This is a genomic window from Cellulosimicrobium cellulans (assembly GCF_016921195.1).
Taxonomy (GTDB): domain Bacteria; phylum Actinomycetota; class Actinomycetes; order Actinomycetales; family Cellulomonadaceae; genus Cellulosimicrobium; species Cellulosimicrobium cellulans_F.
Genome location: NZ_JAFGYF010000001.1, coordinates 60,809 through 79,178, shown reverse-complemented (window position 1 = coordinate 79,178; position 18,370 = coordinate 60,809). Strand labels below are relative to the sequence as shown.

At 70.8% G+C, this 18,370-nt stretch carries 14 protein-coding genes; 8 read left to right on the top strand and 6 right to left on the bottom strand.

Annotated elements, in window-relative coordinates:
- Positions 1-12 precede the first annotated feature (12 nt).
- Positions 13-1,524: a CCA tRNA nucleotidyltransferase gene (locus tag JN535_RS00275; protein ID WP_205200968.1), complete on the top strand. Its 1,512-nt coding sequence runs from the start codon at positions 13-15 to the stop codon at positions 1,522-1,524.
- A gap of 213 nt (positions 1,525-1,737) precedes the next feature.
- Here JN535_RS00275 and JN535_RS00270 read toward each other — a convergent pair whose 3' ends face one another.
- Complete coding sequence (locus JN535_RS00270; protein ID WP_205200966.1) at positions 1,738-3,291, bottom strand: MDR family MFS transporter; 1,554 nt, start codon at positions 3,289-3,291, stop codon at positions 1,738-1,740.
- A 340-nt stretch (positions 3,292-3,631) separates the two neighbouring features.
- Entirely contained in the window at positions 3,632-5,017 is a 1,386-nt protein-coding gene (locus tag JN535_RS00265) for an MFS transporter (RefSeq protein ID WP_205200964.1), read from the bottom strand.
- A 179-nt stretch (positions 5,018-5,196) separates the two neighbouring features.
- On the opposite strand from JN535_RS00265, the gene JN535_RS00260 reads away from it, so the two are divergent.
- A complete protein-coding gene (locus JN535_RS00260) occupies positions 5,197-6,915 on the top strand; it encodes a glycosyl hydrolase family 18 protein (protein ID WP_205200962.1) in 1,719 nt (572 codons plus the stop codon).
- A 113-nt stretch (positions 6,916-7,028) separates the two neighbouring features.
- On the opposite strand, the gene JN535_RS00255 is transcribed toward JN535_RS00260, so the two are convergent.
- Positions 7,029-8,120 carry an inositol-3-phosphate synthase gene (locus JN535_RS00255; RefSeq protein ID WP_205200960.1) on the bottom strand — a complete coding sequence of 364 codons (1,092 nt, stop codon included), beginning with the start codon at positions 8,118-8,120 and terminating at the stop codon, positions 7,029-7,031.
- Positions 8,117-8,812 carry a PadR family transcriptional regulator gene (locus JN535_RS00250; RefSeq protein WP_205200958.1) on the bottom strand — a complete coding sequence of 232 codons (696 nt, stop codon included), beginning with the start codon at positions 8,810-8,812 and terminating at the stop codon, positions 8,117-8,119. Before JN535_RS00250 ends, JN535_RS00255 begins: the two co-directional genes overlap by 4 nt.
- A 404-nt stretch (positions 8,813-9,216) precedes the next feature.
- Between JN535_RS00250 and JN535_RS00245 the strand changes: the two genes are divergently transcribed.
- The 5 genes from JN535_RS00245 to rplI all read left to right on the top strand — a co-directional run bounded on the left by JN535_RS00245 (position 9,217) and on the right by rplI (position 13,585).
- On the top strand, positions 9,217-11,634 hold the full coding sequence (locus tag JN535_RS00245) for a transglycosylase domain-containing protein (protein ID WP_205200957.1): 2,418 nt from the start codon (positions 9,217-9,219) through the stop codon (positions 11,632-11,634).
- A 155-nt stretch (positions 11,635-11,789) separates the two neighbouring features.
- Positions 11,790-12,080, top strand: a complete 291-nt coding sequence (gene rpsF / locus JN535_RS00240) for a 30S ribosomal protein S6 (protein WP_172819989.1) — start codon at positions 11,790-11,792, stop codon at positions 12,078-12,080.
- 155 nt (positions 12,081-12,235) lie between these two features.
- Complete coding sequence (locus JN535_RS00235) at positions 12,236-12,778, top strand: single-stranded DNA-binding protein (RefSeq protein ID WP_205200955.1); 543 nt, start codon at positions 12,236-12,238, stop codon at positions 12,776-12,778.
- A gap of 101 nt (positions 12,779-12,879) precedes the next feature.
- Positions 12,880-13,116: a 30S ribosomal protein S18 gene (gene rpsR / locus JN535_RS00230; protein WP_021481584.1), complete on the top strand. Its 237-nt coding sequence runs from the start codon at positions 12,880-12,882 to the stop codon at positions 13,114-13,116.
- A 19-nt stretch (positions 13,117-13,135) separates the two neighbouring features.
- On the top strand, positions 13,136-13,585 hold the full coding sequence (rplI, locus tag JN535_RS00225) for a 50S ribosomal protein L9 (protein ID WP_205200953.1): 450 nt from the start codon (positions 13,136-13,138) through the stop codon (positions 13,583-13,585).
- Positions 13,586-13,649: 64 nt separating this feature from the next.
- On the opposite strand, the gene JN535_RS00220 is transcribed toward rplI, so the two are convergent.
- A complete protein-coding gene (locus tag JN535_RS00220; RefSeq protein WP_205200952.1) occupies positions 13,650-15,014 on the bottom strand; it encodes an MATE family efflux transporter in 1,365 nt (454 codons plus the stop codon).
- Between the two features lie 404 nt (positions 15,015-15,418).
- Here JN535_RS00220 and dnaB point away from each other — a divergent pair, with 404 nt between their 5' ends.
- Positions 15,419-17,761 carry a replicative DNA helicase gene (dnaB, locus tag JN535_RS00215; protein WP_205200950.1) on the top strand — a complete coding sequence of 781 codons (2,343 nt, stop codon included), beginning with the start codon at positions 15,419-15,421 and terminating at the stop codon, positions 17,759-17,761.
- Between the two features lie 90 nt (positions 17,762-17,851).
- Here dnaB and JN535_RS00210 read toward each other — a convergent pair whose 3' ends face one another.
- A complete protein-coding gene (locus tag JN535_RS00210) occupies positions 17,852-18,061 on the bottom strand; it encodes an integrase core domain-containing protein (protein WP_205200948.1) in 210 nt (69 codons plus the stop codon).
- Positions 18,062-18,370 lie beyond the last annotated feature (309 nt).

The window sequence follows — 18,370 nt, the reverse complement described above, 5'->3', positions numbered from 1 at the left end:
GGCTTGGGTGTCGTGCCCCAGCCTCCGTCGCCCCAGCCGACGCCCCAGCCGACGTCGCAGTCGCTCGAGCTCCAGCGCCGCGCCCTCGCCGTCCTCACCGAGATGGCACCTGCGGCGATCGAGCTCGGCGAGGCGTTCCGCGCCGCCGGTCACGAGCTCGCGCTCGTGGGCGGGCCCGTCCGCGACGCGTTCCTCGGGCGGGCGAGCAACGACCTCGACTTCGCCACCTCCGCGTCGCCCGACGAGAGCGAGGCCATCCTGGCCCGCTGGGGCGACGCCCACTGGGACATCGGCAAGGAGTTCGGCACGATCGGGGCGAAGCGCTTCGGTCGCGGGGGTCCCGGCGGCGAGCTCGTCGTCGAGGTGACGACGTACCGCACCGACGAGTACGACCCGACGTCGCGCAAGCCCGTCGTCGCGTTCGGCGACACGCTCGAGGGCGACCTGTCGCGCCGGGACTTCACCGTCAACGCGATGGCGGTGCGCGTCCCGGAGATGACGTTCGTCGACCCGTTCGACGGTCTGGGCGACCTCGCGCGCCGCGTGCTCCGCACCCCGATCGCGCCCGAGCGCTCGTTCGACGACGACCCGCTGCGCATGATGCGCGCGGCGCGCTTCGCTGCCCAGCTCGGGTTCGACGTCGACGGCGGGACGCTGGCCGCGCTCGTCCTCATGACCGAGCGCATCGAGATCGTGTCCGCCGAGCGCGTGCGGGACGAGCTGTCGAAGCTGCTGTGCGCGTCGTCCCCGCGTCGCGGGCTCGAGGTGCTCGTGGACACGGGGCTCGCCGACCACGTGCTGCCCGAGCTCCCCGCGCTCAAGCTCGAGATCGACGAGCACCACCGGCACAAGGACGTCTACGAACACTCGCTCACCGTCCTCGACCAGGCGATCGCCCAGGAGACCGGGCGCGACGGCGCGGTCCCGGCCCCCGACCTCGTGCTCCGCCTCGCCGCGCTGCTGCACGACGTCGGCAAGCCGCCGACGCGGCGCTTCGAGCCGGGGGGCGGCGTGAGCTTCCACCACCACGAGGTCGTCGGCGCCAAGATGGTCGCCAAGCGCCTCAAGGCGCTGCGGTACGACAAGCAGGTCGTCAAGGACGTCGCGCGCCTCGTCGAGCTGCACCTGCGGTTCCACGGCTACGGCGACGGTGCGTGGACCGACTCCGCGGTGCGTCGCTACGTGACCGACGCCGGCCCGCTGCTCGAGCGGCTGCACCGCCTCACGCGGGCCGACTGCACGACGCGGAACCGGCGCAAGGCGCAGCGCCTGCGCGAGTCCTACGACGACCTCGAGCGGCGCATCGCCGACCTCCAGGCCAAGGAGGAGCTCGACGCCGTCCGCCCGGACCTCGACGGCCAGCAGATCATGGCGATCCTCGGGATCAGGCCGGGACCGGTCGTCGGGCGGGCGTACAAGCACCTGCTCGAGCTGCGCCTCGACCGCGGGCCGGTCGACGAGGAGACGGCGCGCGCGGACCTGCTGCGATGGTGGGCCGAGCAGCCGGAGTCGTCCGCCTCCTGAGCGGCGACGCGCGTCCCGGTCGGTCCGGGCGAGACCTCCGGGCGGGATGCGCCCGGCGTCGGTCCGGTCGAGACCTCCGGGGCGGTCGTGCCGGGTCTACCATCCGCGCCGCTCGTTCCTCGCGCCGCTCCCGCCAGACCCGCCACGACCGCCCCCCCGGCCTCGCCCTCGGCGGTCGCGTCGCCTCCGGGCGGGCGCGCGACCCGGCAAGGCTCAGACGTCGTCGGTGGCGAGGGCAGCCTCGACCGTGACGTCTTCCGTGCGCGCGTCCTCGACCGGCGCGTCCTGCGTCCGGTCCTGCGCGGGGCCGTGGCCCTGGCCGTGGTCCTGCGGCGCCGGGCGGCGCAGGAGGAACGACAGGCCCACCGCGACGAGCATGACGGCCGTGCCCCAGACGAACGCGTCGCCGACGCCCTCCGCGAGCGCGACCTGCGGCGACGCGCCGGACTCGCCGTAGGCGATCGAGCGGGAGGTCATGACGGCGACGAACATCGCCGTCCCGGCGGCGCCGGCGAGCTGCTGCACCGTGCCGATCGACGCGGAGCCGTGCGAGTACTGGTGCGGCTCGAGCGCCGAGAGCGCGGACGTGAACAGCGGTGTGAACATGAACGCGAGGCCCAGGCTCAGCGTGACGTGGAGCGCGAGGACGAACCACGGCGACGAGTCCGCGTGGATCGTCGTGAACGCCGCGAGGGCGACGGCGACGACGCTCACGCCGGGGATGACGAGCGGACGCGGGCCCACCCGGTCGTAGAGCCGGCCGACGGTCGGGCCGAGCAGACCCATGAGGAGCCCGCCGGGGAGCACGATGAGGCCGGTCGCGAGCGGCTCGAGGCCCATCGCGTCCTGGAGGAACAGCGGCAGGAGGATGAGGGACCCGAACATCGCGACCATGCCGACGGCCATGATGCCGAGCGGCACGCTGAACCCGCGGTGCGTGAACACGCGCAGGTCGAGCAGCGCACGGTCCTCCCGCTGGAGGACGAGCTGACGCCACACGAACGCGCCGAGCGCGAGCGCACCGAACGCGATCGGCACGGCCGGCGGCACGACGGGCGTGTGGCGCGCGGCCTCGCCGATGCTGGAGAGCCCGTAGACGAGCCCGCCGAACGCGAACGCCGCGAGGACGAGCGAGAACGGGTCGAGGCGCGAGTGCGTACGGTCGGCGACATCCCGGATGTACAGGAAGCCCAGGACCAGCGCGAGGACCGCGATCGGCAGCACGATGCCGAACACCCACCGCCAGCTCAGCGAGTTGAGGATGAGGCCGGAGATCGACGGGCCGAGCGCGGGCGCGGCGGCCATGACGATCGAGATGTTGCCCATGATCTTGCCGCGGATGGCGGGCGGCACGAGCGTCATGATCGTCGTCATGAGCAGCGGCATCATGATCGCGGTGCCCGACGCCTGCACCACGCGTCCGGTCAGCAGCCACGCGAAGCCCGGGGAGACCGCGGCGAGGAGCGTCCCCGCGCTGAACAGCGACATCGCGAGCAGGTAGGCCCCGCGCGTGCCGAGGCGCTGGAGCAGGAACCCGGTCGCCGGGATGACGACCGCCATCGTGAGCATGAAGGCGGTCGTCAGCCACTGCCCTGTGCTCGCCGTGATGCCGAGGTCCGCCATGAGCGGTGCCAGGGCCACGCTCATGGTGGTCTCGTTGAGGATCACGACGAACGCGGAGCCGAGCAGCAGCGCGATGACGAGGAAGTCCGCCCGGGGGAGGCGGTCGACGGGGGCCGAGGTGTCGTGGGTGGGGGAGGCTGTCACGGGGTGTCTCCGCTCGCGTCGGTGGCGGCCCGGGCTCAGGTTCGACCCGGTCGGGGCAGGGCGGGCTGCGTGGGGGCAGCACGGGAGTCGCGTGCGGTGCACGCGACGACGGTGTCGGTTCTCGGTCGGTGGGCCACGGGGAGGTCGGGTGGCCGGGAACGATCGGCGCGGTCCAGCCGCACCGATCCGTACCCTGTACGACCATCCACCATCCTGCGTTATTCCCGTCCGACGTGACGACCTCTTTTCGCACGCGGACTCATCGGTGCTGCCGACAGCAGAACGCCGTGGCCGCGCCGGGACGGACCCTGGGTCGAGCCTGGTCGGGCGGCTGGGCCTGTCAGGCGCTCGGTCGCGCGGACGGGACGCCGCCGTCGGTGGCAGAGTCCTGGTCCGGTGCTGCGGCCTCGGAGGCCGGGCGCGCGCCGTCGTGCCCGACGGCGAACCCCACCTCGGACGGCGTCCGTGCCCCGCGCGTCCACATCACGAGGGCGGCGAGCGCGTAGGCGACGGCGAGCACGACGAACACGCCGCGCGACCAGCCCGTGTCGGGGAGCGTGAACGCCGCCAGCGCGGCCGCGCCCACGAACGCCGCGTTGTACAGGACGTCGTAGAACGCGAAGGCACGACCGCGGAACTCGTCGTCGGTGTCGCGCTGGACGATCGTGTCCACCGCGATCTTGGTGCCCTGCGCGGCCAGCCCCAGCAGGGCGGCGCCCGTGTACACGACCACGCGCGACGGCGTCGTGACGAGCAGGAGCTGGCTCGCCGCGGCGAGCAGCAGCATGATCGCGATCCACACCTGCGGGCCCGTGTACCGGGAGAGCATGGGCGTGAGCACCATCGCGCCCGCACCGCCCGCGCCCGTCAGGCCGACGACGATCGCGAAGGTCGCCATCCCCGCCGTCTGGTTCCCCGCGTCGAGGAGGTTCCGGGCGATGAGGATCGAGGCGATGAAGACCACGCCGTAGAGGAAGCGGTGGGTGGCCATCGCGAGCAGCGCCTGGCCCGGGGTGCGGCGCGCGACGAGGTACCGGGCGCCGTCGGCCAGGCCGCGCGCGACCTTGACGATCTCCGACCGGATCGCCGACTCGGCGGGGCGCTCCGGGCCGAGCTGCGTCCGGCCGAGGCGCAGCGCGAGCAGCGATGCCACCCCGAAGACGAGCGCCGCGCACACGAGCGCGGACGAGTCCTTGACCCGGCCCGGCTCGAACGCGAGCCCGAGGACGAACCCGATCCCGCCCCCGACGAACGCCGCACCGGCGCCCAGGGTCGGCGTCAGGGAGTTCGCCGTGAGCAGCAGCGGGCCGTCGACGACGCGCGGCAGGCCCGCGGACAGACCTGCGAGGAGGAAGCGGTTCACCGAGAGCGCCGCGAGACCGAGCGCGTAGATCCACCCGCTCACACCGCCCGAGAGCATGAGCACCGCCATGCCCAGCGTGATGACCACGCGCACCGCGTTGCCCCACGCGAGCACCTGCCGGCGCTGCCAACGGTCGAGGAACACGCCGGCGAACGGGCCCACGATCGTGAACGGCGCGAGCATCACCGCGAACGCGCCCGCGATCGCCGCCGCGGTGCCCTGCGACTCGGGCGAGAAGAACAGCAGCGACGCCAGGCCGACCTGGAACATGCCGTCCCCGGCCTGCGAGACGAGGCGGACGGCGAACAGCCTGCGGAACCCGCGCAGCCGCAGCAGCGCTCGCAGCTCGGCGACGACACTCACCCCCCAACCCTAGGCGGTCGCCACGGGCTCCCGGGCCGTCGTCGGCCGCCGGGAAGCACGACGTGCCGTTCTCGCATCCTGGGAACCCCTGGGCAGCAATGATTAGGAAGGTTACCTTTGCGTTTTTGTCACGACCCGCCGCAGTGGCCGGGCCCGGAGAAGCAGCGAGGCATTCTCGAATGACACGAACCCCCAGGACGGCAGCCGCAGGGCTCGCCTTCGTAGCGACGGCGGCGCTCGTCGCCGGCACGGTCGGGGCGGCGCACGCCGCACCCGCGACCGCCGGCGGAGATGGCGTCAACGGCTACAAGACCGTCGGCTACTACCCCGCGTGGGACGCCGGCAACGAGGACGGCTACCAGGTCGCCGACCTCCAGAGCACCGGAGCGGCGTCCGACCTGACGCACCTCAACTATGCGTTCGGCAACGTCACGACCGACCTGGTCTGCGACATCACCGACCGGGAGGACCCTGTCGACGGCGGGCTCGAGGGCGACCCCCTCAACGACTACGTGCAGCTCAAGCCCGCCGCGCAGTCCGTCGACGGCGTCGCCGACACCGCGGACCAGGCGCTCGCGGGCAACTTCCACCAGCTCAAGAAGCTCAAGGAGGCCAACCTGGGCCTGAAGGTGCTCATCTCGCTCGGGGGCTGGACGTGGTCGGACAACTTCTCCGACGCCGTCTCGACGGCCGAGAACCGCGAGCGGCTCGTCGAGTCCTGCCTCGACGTGTACTTCCGCGGGAACCTTCCTGTCGTCCAGGACGCGGAGAACGGCACCAAGGGTGGCGACGGCGTCGCCGCGGGCATCTTCGACGGCGTCGACCTCGACTGGGAGTGGCCCGGCGCGACCGGCGAGCACCCCACGCCGCGACCCGAGGAGGACGCGGAGAACTTCGTCCGGTTCGCGCAGCTCCTGCGCGCCGAGCTCGACGAGCTCGGCACCGAGACGGGGGAGGACTACCTCATCACCGGTTTCGCACCGGCCAGCTGGGCCCCGCGCACCTCCGGTGGCTGGCTCGACCCGCGCTTCGTCGAGGCGCTCGACTTCATCAACGTCCAGGGCTACGACTACCACGGCGACTGGAGCACCACCCGGACGGGCCACCAGGGCAACCTGCACGTCTACGAGGACCCGACGACGGGCGAGCCCGCCAACTGGGGCCTCGCCGCCGACGGTGTCCTCGGCGCCTACCACGCCGCCGGATGGCCCAAGGAGAAGCTCGTGCTCGGCATGGCCGCGTACGGGTACGGCTGGAAGAACGTCATCGACCCGACACCCGGTGCCGCGGCCGACGGCTCCCTCCCGTTCACCTACTACTCCGAGATCAAGGCCAAGGGACTCTCGGAGTACTACGACGAGGTCGCCGGGCAGGGCTACTTCTACGGCGACGGCGAGTGGTGGAGCACCGACACGCCGCGCTCCGTTGCGGCCAAGGCCGAGTACCTCGCCACCAGCGGCTACGGCGGCGGCTACTTCTGGGACCTCGCCGGGGACGACGACAACGAGCTCCTCGGGACCCTCCGCGCCACGTTCGAGTCCGCCACCCCCGGCCCGCTCGTCCCCGCCGACGCGGCGGCCCCCTGGTACGCGTCGGGCATCTACGTCACGGGCGACGTCGTCTACCACGACGGCGTCGAGTACCGCGCCGCCTGGTGGACGCGGAACCAGGAGCCCGGCCAGCCGGACGGCCCCTGGCGCGCCATCGGCGGTGCCGGCACCGCCCCGGCGGGAGAGGCACCCGCCTGCGGCGACGCGTGGGACGCGGGCCGCACCTACACCGCGGGCGACGTCGTCACCCGCGCGGGCGTGAACTACACGGCGCAGTGGTGGACCACCGGGTCCCGGCCCGGCACCGACGTGCACGGCGCCTGGGACGCGGGCAGCCCCTGCGCCTGACGCACCGCACGACCAGCGCACGAGCGAGGCCCCTGCCGATCATCGGCAGGGGCCTCGCCCGTCTCAACCTGCGATGCGCGCCAGGTCAGCGCTCGACCCTTCGGTCGCGCTGGTCAGCGCTCGACCTCACCGGCGATGAAGGCCTCCAGCTGCGCACGGCCCTTCGTGTCCTCCATCTGGACCGGCGGGGACTTCATGAAGTAGGTCGAGGCCGAGAGGATCGGGCCACCGACGCCGCGGTCCTTGGCGATCTTCGCGGCGCGGACAGCGTCGATGATGATGCCGGCGGAGTTGGGGGAGTCCCACACCTCGAGCTTGTACTCCAGGTTCAGCGGGACCTCGCCGAACGCGCGGCCCTCGAGGCGCACGTACGCCCACTTGCGGTCGTCGAGCCACGCGACGTAGTCCGACGGCCCGATGTGGACGTTGCGGTCCTCCTTCTTGCCGCCGAGCGGGCCCTCGAGGTTCGAGGTCACGGCCTGCGTCTTGGAGATCTTCTTGGACTCCAGGCGCTCGCGCTCGAGCATGTTCTTGAAGTCCATGTTGCCGCCGACGTTGAGCTGGTACGTGCGGTCCAGCACGACGCCGCGGTCCTCGAACAGCTTGGCGAGCACGCGGTGCGTGATCGTCGCGCCGACCTGGGACTTGATGTCGTCGCCGACGATCGGGACGCCGGCCTGCTCGAACTTCGCGGCCCACTGCGGGTCGGACGCGATGAAGACGGGCAGCGCGTTGACGAACGCGACGCCCGCGTCGATCGCGGCCTGCGCGTAGAACTTCGCGGCCTCCTCGGAGCCCACCGGCAGGTAGCAGACGAGGACGTCGACCTGCGCCTCGCGCAGCGCGGCGACGACGTCGACCGGCTCGACGTCCGACTCCTCGATCGTCTGCGCGTAGTACTTGCCGACGCCGTCCAGGGTCGGGCCGCGCTGGACGGTCACGCCGAGCGGCGGGACGTCGGCGATCTTGATCGTGTTGTTCTCCGAGGCGTTGATGGCCTCGGAGAGGTCGAAGCCGACCTTCTTCGCGTCGACGTCGAACGCCGCCACGAACTCGAGGCTCGACACGTGGTAGTCGCCGAACTGGACGTGCATGAGGCCCGGGACGGTGCTGCTCGGGTCGGCGTCACGGTAGAAGTGCACGCCCTGGACGAGGGACGATGCGCAGTTGCCTACGCCGACGATGGCGACGCGGATGGAGGTCATCCTCGCTCCTTGGTGTTCGTTGTTCCAGGGTCCTCGGGACGCCTCGCGCCGTCGGGCTCCTGCTCGGATGGTTCCGCAGGATGCGGGGTGCTGCTGGACCGCGCGCGGGCGGTGCCCCGGATGTGCCCGGAGCCCCGCTCACGCTCGGTGGTGATGAGACCGTCGAGCCAGCGCACCTCGCGCTCGACCTGCTCGAGTCCGTGGCGCTGCAGCTCGAGCGTGTACTCGTCGAGCCGCTCGCGGGTGCGAGCCGCGGACTCCCTGACCGCCTCCAGCCTCTCCGTGAGCCGGGTGCGCCGGCCCTCGAGGATGCGGATGCGGGTCTCGGCGTCGGTCTGCGCGAAGAACGCGAACCGGACGTCGAAGCTCTCGTCCTCCCACGCGGCGGGCCCCGACGAGGCCAGCACGCTCTGGAGGTGCTCCTTGCCCTCGGCCGTCAGCTCGTAGACGATCCGCGCGCGCTTGCCCGAGAGGGCGGGCGCGAGCGTCGACTGCGCCGCGGACTGCTCCGTGCCGGTGATGAGCCCGCGGGCCACCAGCGACTTGAGGGCGGGGTACAGCGAGCCGTAGGACAGCACGCGGAACGACCCGAGCATGAGGTTGAGCCGCTTGCGCAGCTCGTACCCGTGCAGGGGCGACTCCTTGAGCAGGCCGAGGATCGCGGTCTCGAGCACCGGTGTCTTGCTGCGCACGATCCCACCTCCTGACGCTCGCCCGGCGTGCCCCGGCGGGACTCGCTGTGACTCGATGTATCGAGTCGATACATCGACAGGTTAGGTCGTCTCGATGCGTCGTGCAATCCTCGGGGAGTGTCACGCATCGCGCCACAGATGTGAAGGACCCGCGGAGGGGGCGGGACGCCGCGGCGAATCAATGGCGCACGATCGCGCTGTCCGTGCCGCAGGCCCTTGTCCGGACAGGGCGACGCCCTATTGTTCAGGGTGGTCCGGCGTGTGCCGACCCCGTGCCCGACGACGTCCCGCGCCGGAGGTGGGGACGCGCCGTCGGGCAGGCGGTCCGCTCGCGGCGGGCCACGAGCAGGTCCACGAACGACGTGGAGCCGGCTTCCCCGCTGTCCCCCAGAGGAAGGTAGACCGTGGCGCGATCCACGAGGACGAACGGACGGGCGACCCCCCGTGGGCGCCGTCGGTTCTTCAACTACCCGCGCTCGCACGTCAAGAGCTTCCGCCGATGGCTGCCCTCCTGGCGCGTCGTCGTCGGGACCATGCTCACCGGCGTGGCGCTCGTGGCGGGTGTGGCTGTCGCCGCGTGGTTCACGACGGACGTCCCCACGAAGCTCCCGAGCGTCGGCGCGCAGACCTCCACCGTCTACTGGGGTGACGGCACGACCGAGATGGGCACCTACGCCGTCGAGAACCGCGAGATCGTCGACTTCGAGACGCTGCCCGACTACGTGGGCAACGCGGTCGTCGCGTCGGAGGACCGCACTTTCTGGACGAACTCGGGCGTGGACGTCCGCGGCATCGCGCGCGCCTTCTACAACAACCTCAAGGGTGGCGGACGCCAGGGGGCCTCGACGCTCACGCAGCAGTACGTCGAGCGGTACTACACCAGCACCGTGACCGACTACGCGGGCAAGGCGCGCGAGGCGATCCTGGCGCTGAAGATCACGCAGCAGCAGGAGAAGTCCGAGATCCTCGGCAACTACCTCAACACCATCTACTTCGGCCGCGGTGCGTACGGCATCCAGGCCGCCGCCCAGAAGTACTACGGCGTCAACGCCGCCGACCTCACGGTGTCGCAGGCGGCCATGATCTCGGGCATCATCCCGAGCCCGACGAACTGGGACCCCGCCAACAACCCGGAGCAGGCCGAGCACCGCTGGAAGCGATCGCTCGACAACATGCTCGAGGACGGCCACATCGACAAGGCGCAGTACGACGAGGCGATCGCCGGGGGGTTCCCCGCAACGATCGAGTACGTGAAGTCGGACAAGTACGCCGGACCGACGGGCTACCTGCTGGCGATGGTCGAGGAGGAGCTCGCGAGCGAGGGCATCGACATCTCCGAGGACGACCTGACGAGCAAGGGCTACACGGTCGTGACGACGATCGACCAAGCGATGCAGGACGCAGCGGTGACGACTGCCGAGTCCCTCCCGCGTGCCGAGCGGGGCGACGAGAACCCGGTCTCGGAGAACATCCGCGCCGCGATCGTCTCCATCGACCCGAACGACGGATCCGTCCGCGCGCTCTACGGTGGCCGGGACTTCCTGCAGAACCAGTACAACAACGCGACCCGCGGTGCGGCTCAAGGTGGCTCGACCTTCAAGCCGTTCACGCTTATCGCCGGGCTCGAGAACGGCCACACTCTCGATGAGCGGTTCGACGGCAACTCGCCCAAGACGTTCCCGGGCGCGGACAATGGCAGCGACTGGAAGGTCCGCAACTTCGGCGACCACGACTGGGGCACCATCGACCTCACCGAGGCGACCGCGCAGTCGGTGAATACCGCGTACGCGGAGCTCAACCTCGAGGTCGGGCCCGAGAAGACGGCGGACGTCGCGGGACGTCTGGGCATCAAGGCCGACGTCGGCTCGAACCTGGCGAACGTGCTCGGCGACGCGACGGTGACGCCGCTCGAGCTCACGAACGCCTACGCGACCATCGCCGCGCAGGGCATGCGGGCGACGCCGCACATCGTGGCGTCCGTGACCGACGCCCGGGGCAACCTCGTCTACCAGGCGCCGGGCGCCGACAAGCGCCAGCAAGAGTTCGCGCCCGACGTCATGGCGGCGGCGACGTATGCCCTGTCCCAGGTCGTCGAGCAGGGGTCCGGCGAGCCGGCGCAAGCCATCGGCCGTCCGGCCGCAGGCAAGACCGGCACCTCGACCGACAACAGGTCGGCGTGGTTCGCGGGCTTCACCCCAGGCCTTGCGACGGTCGTCGGCCTCTACCAGTCCGGTCCGAACGGCGAGCAGGAGCAGATCACCCCGTTCGGCAAGTGGGTCGGGGACGAGATCACGGGTGGTTCGTGGCCGGTCGAGGCGTGGACGTCGTACATGCAGACCGCGTCGGCGAACCTGCCTGTGGGCGAGTTCCCGACCTACACGCCGCCGAAGCCGCAGCAGCCCGTGGAGACTCCGACCGAGACGCCGACCGACGAGGCGACGGAGGAGGTCACGCCGGACGAGCCCGAGCAGCCGGAGCAGCCGGAGAACGTCGCCGTGCCGAGCGTCGTCGGCATGGAGAGCCGTGCGGCCCGCGCCCAGCTCGAGGCGGCCGGCCTCAAGGTGCGGATCACCGAGGAGTTCTCCGACCAGCAACCACGAGGCTTCGTCATCAGCCAGTCGTCGATGAGCGAGGTCCCGCCAGGGTCGACGATCGCGCTCGTCGTCTCCAAGGGGGCCGACCCGGGCCAGGAGCCGCCGCCTGAGACCCCGGATCCGGAGGATCCGGACCCGTCCCCGACGGAGACCGGCAACCCGGACGGTGGAGGGGGCTCCGGCGGCGGCACCGGCAACCCTGGGAACACCAACCCCGGCAGAGGCTGATCCGCCGGCTCACCGCAGATTTCCGGGCGTCCGCGCCGAGCGGGTACCCTGGGGAGCTGCCGTCTGCTCGTCGGGCGGCAGCAGCACGAAATGCATGAACCCTCCTGTCACGGAGAGACCGTGACCGCGAAGACCAGAGGAGGTGGGTTATCCGCATGCGTCAGTACGAACTGATGATCATCCTCGACCCCGAGATCGAGGAGCGCACCGTCGCCCCGTCGCTCGACAAGTACCTGTCGGTCATCAAGACCGACGGCGGCTCCGTCGACAAGGTGGACATCTGGGGTCGTCGCCGCCTGGCGTACGACATCAAGAAGAAGTCCGAGGGCATCTACGCGGTCGTCGACTTCACGTCGACCTCCGACACCGCCAAGGAGCTGGACCGTCAGCTCGGCCTCAACGAGGTCGTCCTGCGGACCAAGATCCTGCGCACGGACGCTCGCTGATCCTCCCCGCGTCCCCCCGTTCGACCGTCCTGCACCGGGATGCTGCACGCCGTAGCGCGTGTGGGCGCCGCGTGGTGGGATGAGCGACGCGAGAACGTTACGAGCGAGGCGCGCGGCGCCGTCGACGACACAGACGACACACGAAGGAGCTGGCCATGGCAGGTGACACCGTCATCACGGTGATCGGGAACCTCACAGGCGACCCGGAGCTGCGTTTCACCCCCTCGGGTGCGGCGGTGGCCAACTTCACGGTGGCGTCCACGCCGCGGACCTTCGACCGCCAGTCGAACGAGTGGAAGGACGGGGACACCCTGTTCATGCGCTGCTCGATCTGGCGCGAGGCCGCGGAGAACGTCGCGGAGTCGCTGACGAAGGGCATGCGCGTCATCGTGCAGGGCCGCCTCGTCCAGCGCTCGTACGAGACTCGCGAGGGGGAGAAGCGCACCGTCGTCGAGCTGCAGGTGGACGAGATCGGTCCTTCCCTGCGCTACGCCTCCGCGAAGGTCACCCGCGCCCAGCGCTCGGGTGGCGGCGGCGGCTTCGGCGGCGGTGGCGGCTACGGAGGTGGCGCCAGCTCCGGTGGCGCCTCCGGCGGCGGATTCAGCTCCGGCGGCGGTCAGCAGCAGAGCGACGACCCGTGGGCCACGGCTGGTCCCGCGTCGTCCGGTGGCTCGTTCTCCGACGAGCCCCCGTTCTGATCGTCCGTCACTCCCAGAACACACACCCGTCCCCGCGGGTACCGTGCCGCTCGTCGGCGCGGGCCGCGCGCGGGGATCGCACCTTGTAGAGGAGCAACACCATGGCGAAGCCTGTGGTGCGCAAGCCCAAGAAGAAGTCCAACCCGCTGAAGTCGGCCAAGATCGAGTCGGTCGACTACAAGGACACCGCGCTGCTGCGCAAGTTCATCTCCGACCGCGGCAAGATCCGCGCGCGTCGCGTGACCGGCGTCTCCGTCCAGGAGCAGCGCCAGATCGCCCGTGCGGTGAAGAACGCGCGCGAGATGGCGCTGCTGCCGTACACGTCGACGGCACGCTGAGCGGGGAGGGAGAGAACTCATGGCCAAGCTGATCCTGACCCACGAGGTCACCGGTCTCGGTGAGCCCGGCGACGTCGTCGAGGTGAAGGACGGGTACGCCCGTAACTACCTCGTCCCGCGCAAGCTCGCCACGCCGTGGTCCAAGGGCGCCGAGTCGCAGGTGACTGCGATCCGCAAGGCGCGCAAGGCCCGCGAGATCGCGTCGCTCGACGACGCGAAGGCGATCCGCGACTCGCTGCAGTCGAAGCCGGTCGTCGTGCCCGCGAAGGCCGGTGCCGCCGGTCGTCTCTTCGGTGCCGTGACGACGGCGGACATCGCGTCCGCGGTCGCCGCCGCAGAGGGCCCGGCGGTCGACAAGCGCAAGATCGAGATCGGCCAGCCGATCAAGGCGACAGGGGACTACACGGTCTCCGTCCGCCTCCACCCGGAGGTCTCCGCGACCCTCGCGGTGAAGGTCGTCGCTGCCTGATCTGCTGCTGAGCAGTCCTCGAAGGCCCGGTCCCTCCTCGGAGGGGCCGGGCCTTCGTGCTGTCTCACGTGGTGCCGGTGACCATCCAGGCGGTCCCGCGGGCGCGGACGCCCGTGGTGGCGGCCCGCGCGGCCATGAAGACCCCCGCGAAGGCGAGCCACAGCCACGCGAGGCCCGCTGCGCCGTCGGGCGCCCAGTGCCGGACGGCGAGCGCGAACGGGACGTAGACCACGAGTGTGAGCATCCCCGCCCAGGCGAGGAAGCGTCCGTCGCCGGCGCCGATGAGGACGCCGTCGAGGACGAACACCCACCCCGCCATGGGCATCAGGAGCCCGCACACCGCCATGCCGACGGCCACGGCGGTGCGTACCTCCGGGTCAGACGTGAAGAGCAGCGCGAACCACCAGCCGCCGGCGGCCATGACGATCCCGATCGCGGCGCCCGCCACGACGCCCCACTGCAGGGTGCGCCGCAGGACGGCGCGGACGCGCGGGACGTCGTCGGCCCCGAGCCCGTGGCCCACGAGCGCCTGCGCGGCGATGGCGAGCGCGTCGAGGGCGAACGCGGCGAGTCCCCAGACGGAGTTCACGACCTGGTAGCCGGCGAGCGTGACCTCGCCGAGCCCGGTCGCGACGAAGACGGTGAGGAGGATCGCGAGGCGCAGCGAGAGGGTGCGGACGAAGAGCGGGGCGCCGGCGCGCGCGTTCGACCAGATGCCGCCCGCTGCGGGGCGCAGGGACGCGCCGTGGCGACGTGCGCCGCGCACCACCACGACGACGAGCACCGCGCCCATGGTGAGCTGGGCGACCGCCGTGCCGATGCCCGACCCGGCGATCCCGAGGCCGGCGCCGTAGACGAGGACGACGTTGAGGACGGCGTTGAACGTCGCGCCGCCGGCCGCGACCCACAGGGGCGTCCTCGTGTCCTGCATGCCGCGCAGCACACCCGTGGAGGCGAGGACCAGGAGCATCCCGGGGAGGCCGAGCGCGGACCAGCGCAGATAGACGACCGCGTGCTCGGCGACCTGGCCGGTCCCGCCCATCGCTCCGACGGCCCAGGGTGCGGTCGTCCACAGCGTGGCGGCGAGCAGGACGCCCAGCCCGACGGCGAGCCACAGGCCGTCGACGCCCGACTGGAGCGCCTCGCGCGTGTGGCCCGCGCCGATGCGTCGGGCGACGGCGGCCGTGGTCGCGTACGCGAGGAAGACGCACAGCCCGACGAGCGTGACCAGGAGCGTCGAGGCGAGGGAGAGGCCGGCGAGCTGGGCGGTGCCGAGGTGGCCGACGACGGCGCTGTCCACGAGGACGAAGAGCGGCTCGGCGACGAGCGCACCGAGGGCGGGGACGGCGAGCGCGAGGATCTCCCGGTCGAGCCGGGAGCGGGCGGGGCGGCCTGTGGACGGCGGCGCGGCATCCGGTGGCGTCCGCATGTCGCCGGGGTGGCCGGACGGTGTCCGGCGTGTCGTCGGCGTGTCGTCGGACTTTCTTTCTTCCACACCCCTGAGGGTAGTGACGACGCTGGTCAGAGGCCGCTCGCGGTGATGTACACAGGGAGATCGTGAGGTTGTCCACACCGTTTTCCACCGGGTGTGCACAGTGACGGGGACTGTGTCCACAGGTTCGGGGGCCGCTGTCCACCGGGCGTGCACAGGGTCGTTTGCAGGGTGTGGAACAGCGTTCTAGTGTCGCGGGGTCGTGCCTGTCGGAGGCGGGAGGCGCGGCCACCGGGACAGTCGTGTGGGTGGCCCGCAGTAGAACACGTGTACGACGAAGGTTTGTCCCGGTCGCGCGGTCCCTCGGTGGGTCGTGACTGGCTCGGGGGAGCGAGGGGCGCATGTCGATCGAGGAGCTCGAGGAGAGCTACGGGGGACCGGGGCCGTCAGGTTTCGACCGGACGCCTCCCCAGGACGTCGCGGCGGAGATGAGCGTGCTCGGCGGCATGCTGCTGTCCAAGGACGCCATCGCCGACGTCATCGAGCAGATCCGTGGCTCCGACTTCTACCGCCCTGCGCACGAGGTCGTCTACGAGGCGATCATCGACCTCTACGGCCGGGGAGAGCCCGCCGACGCCATCACCGTCGTCGCCGAGCTGACCAAGCGCGGCGAGCTCCAGCGCATCGGCGGAGCCCCGTACATCCACGACCTCATGGCCGGCGTCCCGACCGCCGCCAACGCCGGGTACTACGCGCGCATCGTGCGCGAGCGCGCCGTGCTCCGTCGGCTCGTCGAGGCCGGCACGCGCATCGTGCAGCTCGGCTACGCGACCGACGGCGGCGACGTCGACGAGATCGTCAACAATGCCCAGGCCGAGGTCTACGCCGTCACCGAGCGGCGCACGACCGAGGACTACCTCCCGCTCTCGGAGATCCTCGGCCCGACGTTCGACGAGATCGAGGCGGCCCAGGGTCGCGGCGAGGGCATGACCGGCGTCCCCACCGGCTACTCCGACTTCGACCGGCTCACCAACGGGCTCCACCCCGGCCAGATGATCGTCGTCGCTGCGCGACCCGCTATCGGCAAGGCGCTCGCGCTGGACACGCCGCTCCCGACGCCGTCGGGCTGGACGACGATGGGTGACGTCGCCGTCGGTGACCTGCTCCTCTCCGCGAACGGGACGCCCACGCGCGTCGTCGCCGCGACGGAGGTCATGGTCGACCGCCCGTGCTACGAGGTCGAGCTCGACGACGGCACGGTGATCGTCGCGGACGCCCAGCACCAGTGGGTCACCTCGACCCGCGCCCAGCGGCGCGCGGTGCGATCCGGCGAGACGCCGGAGTCGTCCGTGCGGACGACCGAGGAGCTCGCCGCCACGCTCCGGACGGCGACGGCCGACCAGCGCACGAACCACTCCATCGTCACCGCGGCGCCGCTCGACCTGCCCGACGCGGACCTCCCGATCCACCCGTACGCACTCGGGGTGTGGCTGGGCGACGGCAGCTCCCGACGGGCCGAGCTCACCTCGGCCGACCCTGAGATCGCGATGCGGATCGAAGGCCTCGGGTACGTCGCGCGGCCGGACGCGGACGACCTGCGCACGCTCGGTGTGCCGGGGATCGACCACATCCCAGCTGCCTACCTGCGTGCGAGCGAGGCTCAGCGCCGAGACCTCTTGGCGGGTCTGCTCGACACCGATGGCACCGTCATGTCGCAGGGCAGCATTCAGATCAGCCTGACGAACGAGCGTCTCGCGCGCGAGACGCGTGAGCTCATCCTGTCGCTCGGGTACCGCACGGGGTGGTCGACGAAGACCGTGAAGGAGCGGACCGCGGCGTCGTCGACGGCGTACGCGATCACCTTCACGACCGAGGACGACGTCTTCTGGCTGGAGCGCAAGCGCCTCGCCCACAAGGAGCGTCGCCGTCCGGGCACCGCGCGGCTCACGTCACGGTTCGTCGTCGACGTCCGTCGGATCGAGTCGGTGCCGGTGCGCTGCGTCGAGGTCGACCATCCCTCGCACCTGTACCTGGCAGGACGATCGATGGTGCCCACGCACAACTCCGTGCTCGGCATCAACGTCGCGACCCACGCTGCGGTGCACCACCAGATGGCGTCCGTCATCTTCTCGCTGGAGATGAGCCGCAACGAGATCACCATGCGCCTTCTCGCCGCCGAGGCGCGAGTTCCGCTGACGCGGATGCGGTCCGGGAAGATGGACGAGCAGGACTGGCAGAAGCTCGCCTCGACGATGGGCAAGGTCGCCGAGGCGCCGCTGTTCATCGACGACTCGCCCAACATGTCGCTCATGGAGATCCGGGCGAAGTGCCGCCGCCTCAAGCAGCGGCACGACCTCAAGCTCGTCGTGATCGACTACCTCCAGCTCATGAGCTCGGGCAAGCGCGTCGAGTCGCGCCAGCAGGAGGTCTCGGAGTTCTCGCGTGCGCTGAAGCTCCTCGCGAAGGAGCTCGAGGTTCCGGTCATCGCGATCTCGCAGCTGAACCGTGGTCCTGAGCAGCGCGGGGACAAGAAACCGCAAATGAGTGACCTTCGTGAAAGTGGATCTATCGAACAAGATGCTGACGTTGTGATCCTTTTGCATCGCGAAGATGCATATGAAAAAGAATCGCCGCGTGCAGGCGAGGCGGACCTGATTGTCGCCAAGCACAGAAATGGCCCAACAGACACCATTACAGTCGCATTCCAGGGCCATTACCAGCGTTTCGCCGATATGCAGATGTAGGCGTTCGCGTTTTCGTCGATATGCAGCCTACTTTGCACAATCCTCCCACTATGAGTCACCCCGGCGTGTCCGGGGACTGGGTTTCGTGCGTCAAGCCGAGTCGGCTTGGCGTTGGTGGTGGCTGTAGTAGGCCGCTTCGGCTTCGACCGGGGTGAGGTCGTCGATGGATCCGTGGGTGCGCTCCGTGTTGAACCAGTGGACCCAGTCCAAGGTGGCGGCCTCGAGGTCGTCGAGGCCCTTCCAGGGGCCTTCGGGGCGGATGAGCTCGGTCTTGTGAAGCCCGATCTGGGACTCGGCCACTGGGAGGGGTATCCGCGGCAGTCCCACAGGTGTGCCTTGGTGCCGTTGGTGGTGCCGCCGCCGGCGCGGTCGATGCACTTGCCCGACTTACCGTTCACGATCTGGTGCGCGGTCGTGCCGGGGTCGGGGTTGGGATTTGGATTGGTGGTGCCGGTACCCCAGGCGTTCCAGCTGTCCCAGGTGTCGGCGTCGAAACCGAGGTGGTCGAGCGGACTCACCGGGGGCGACTCATGTGGTTGGTGCTCGCGCTGTCCATAAGTCCCCTCTTCTTTGAGCGGTTTTGCGCGGTCGCCCGCAGCGGCGCATGTG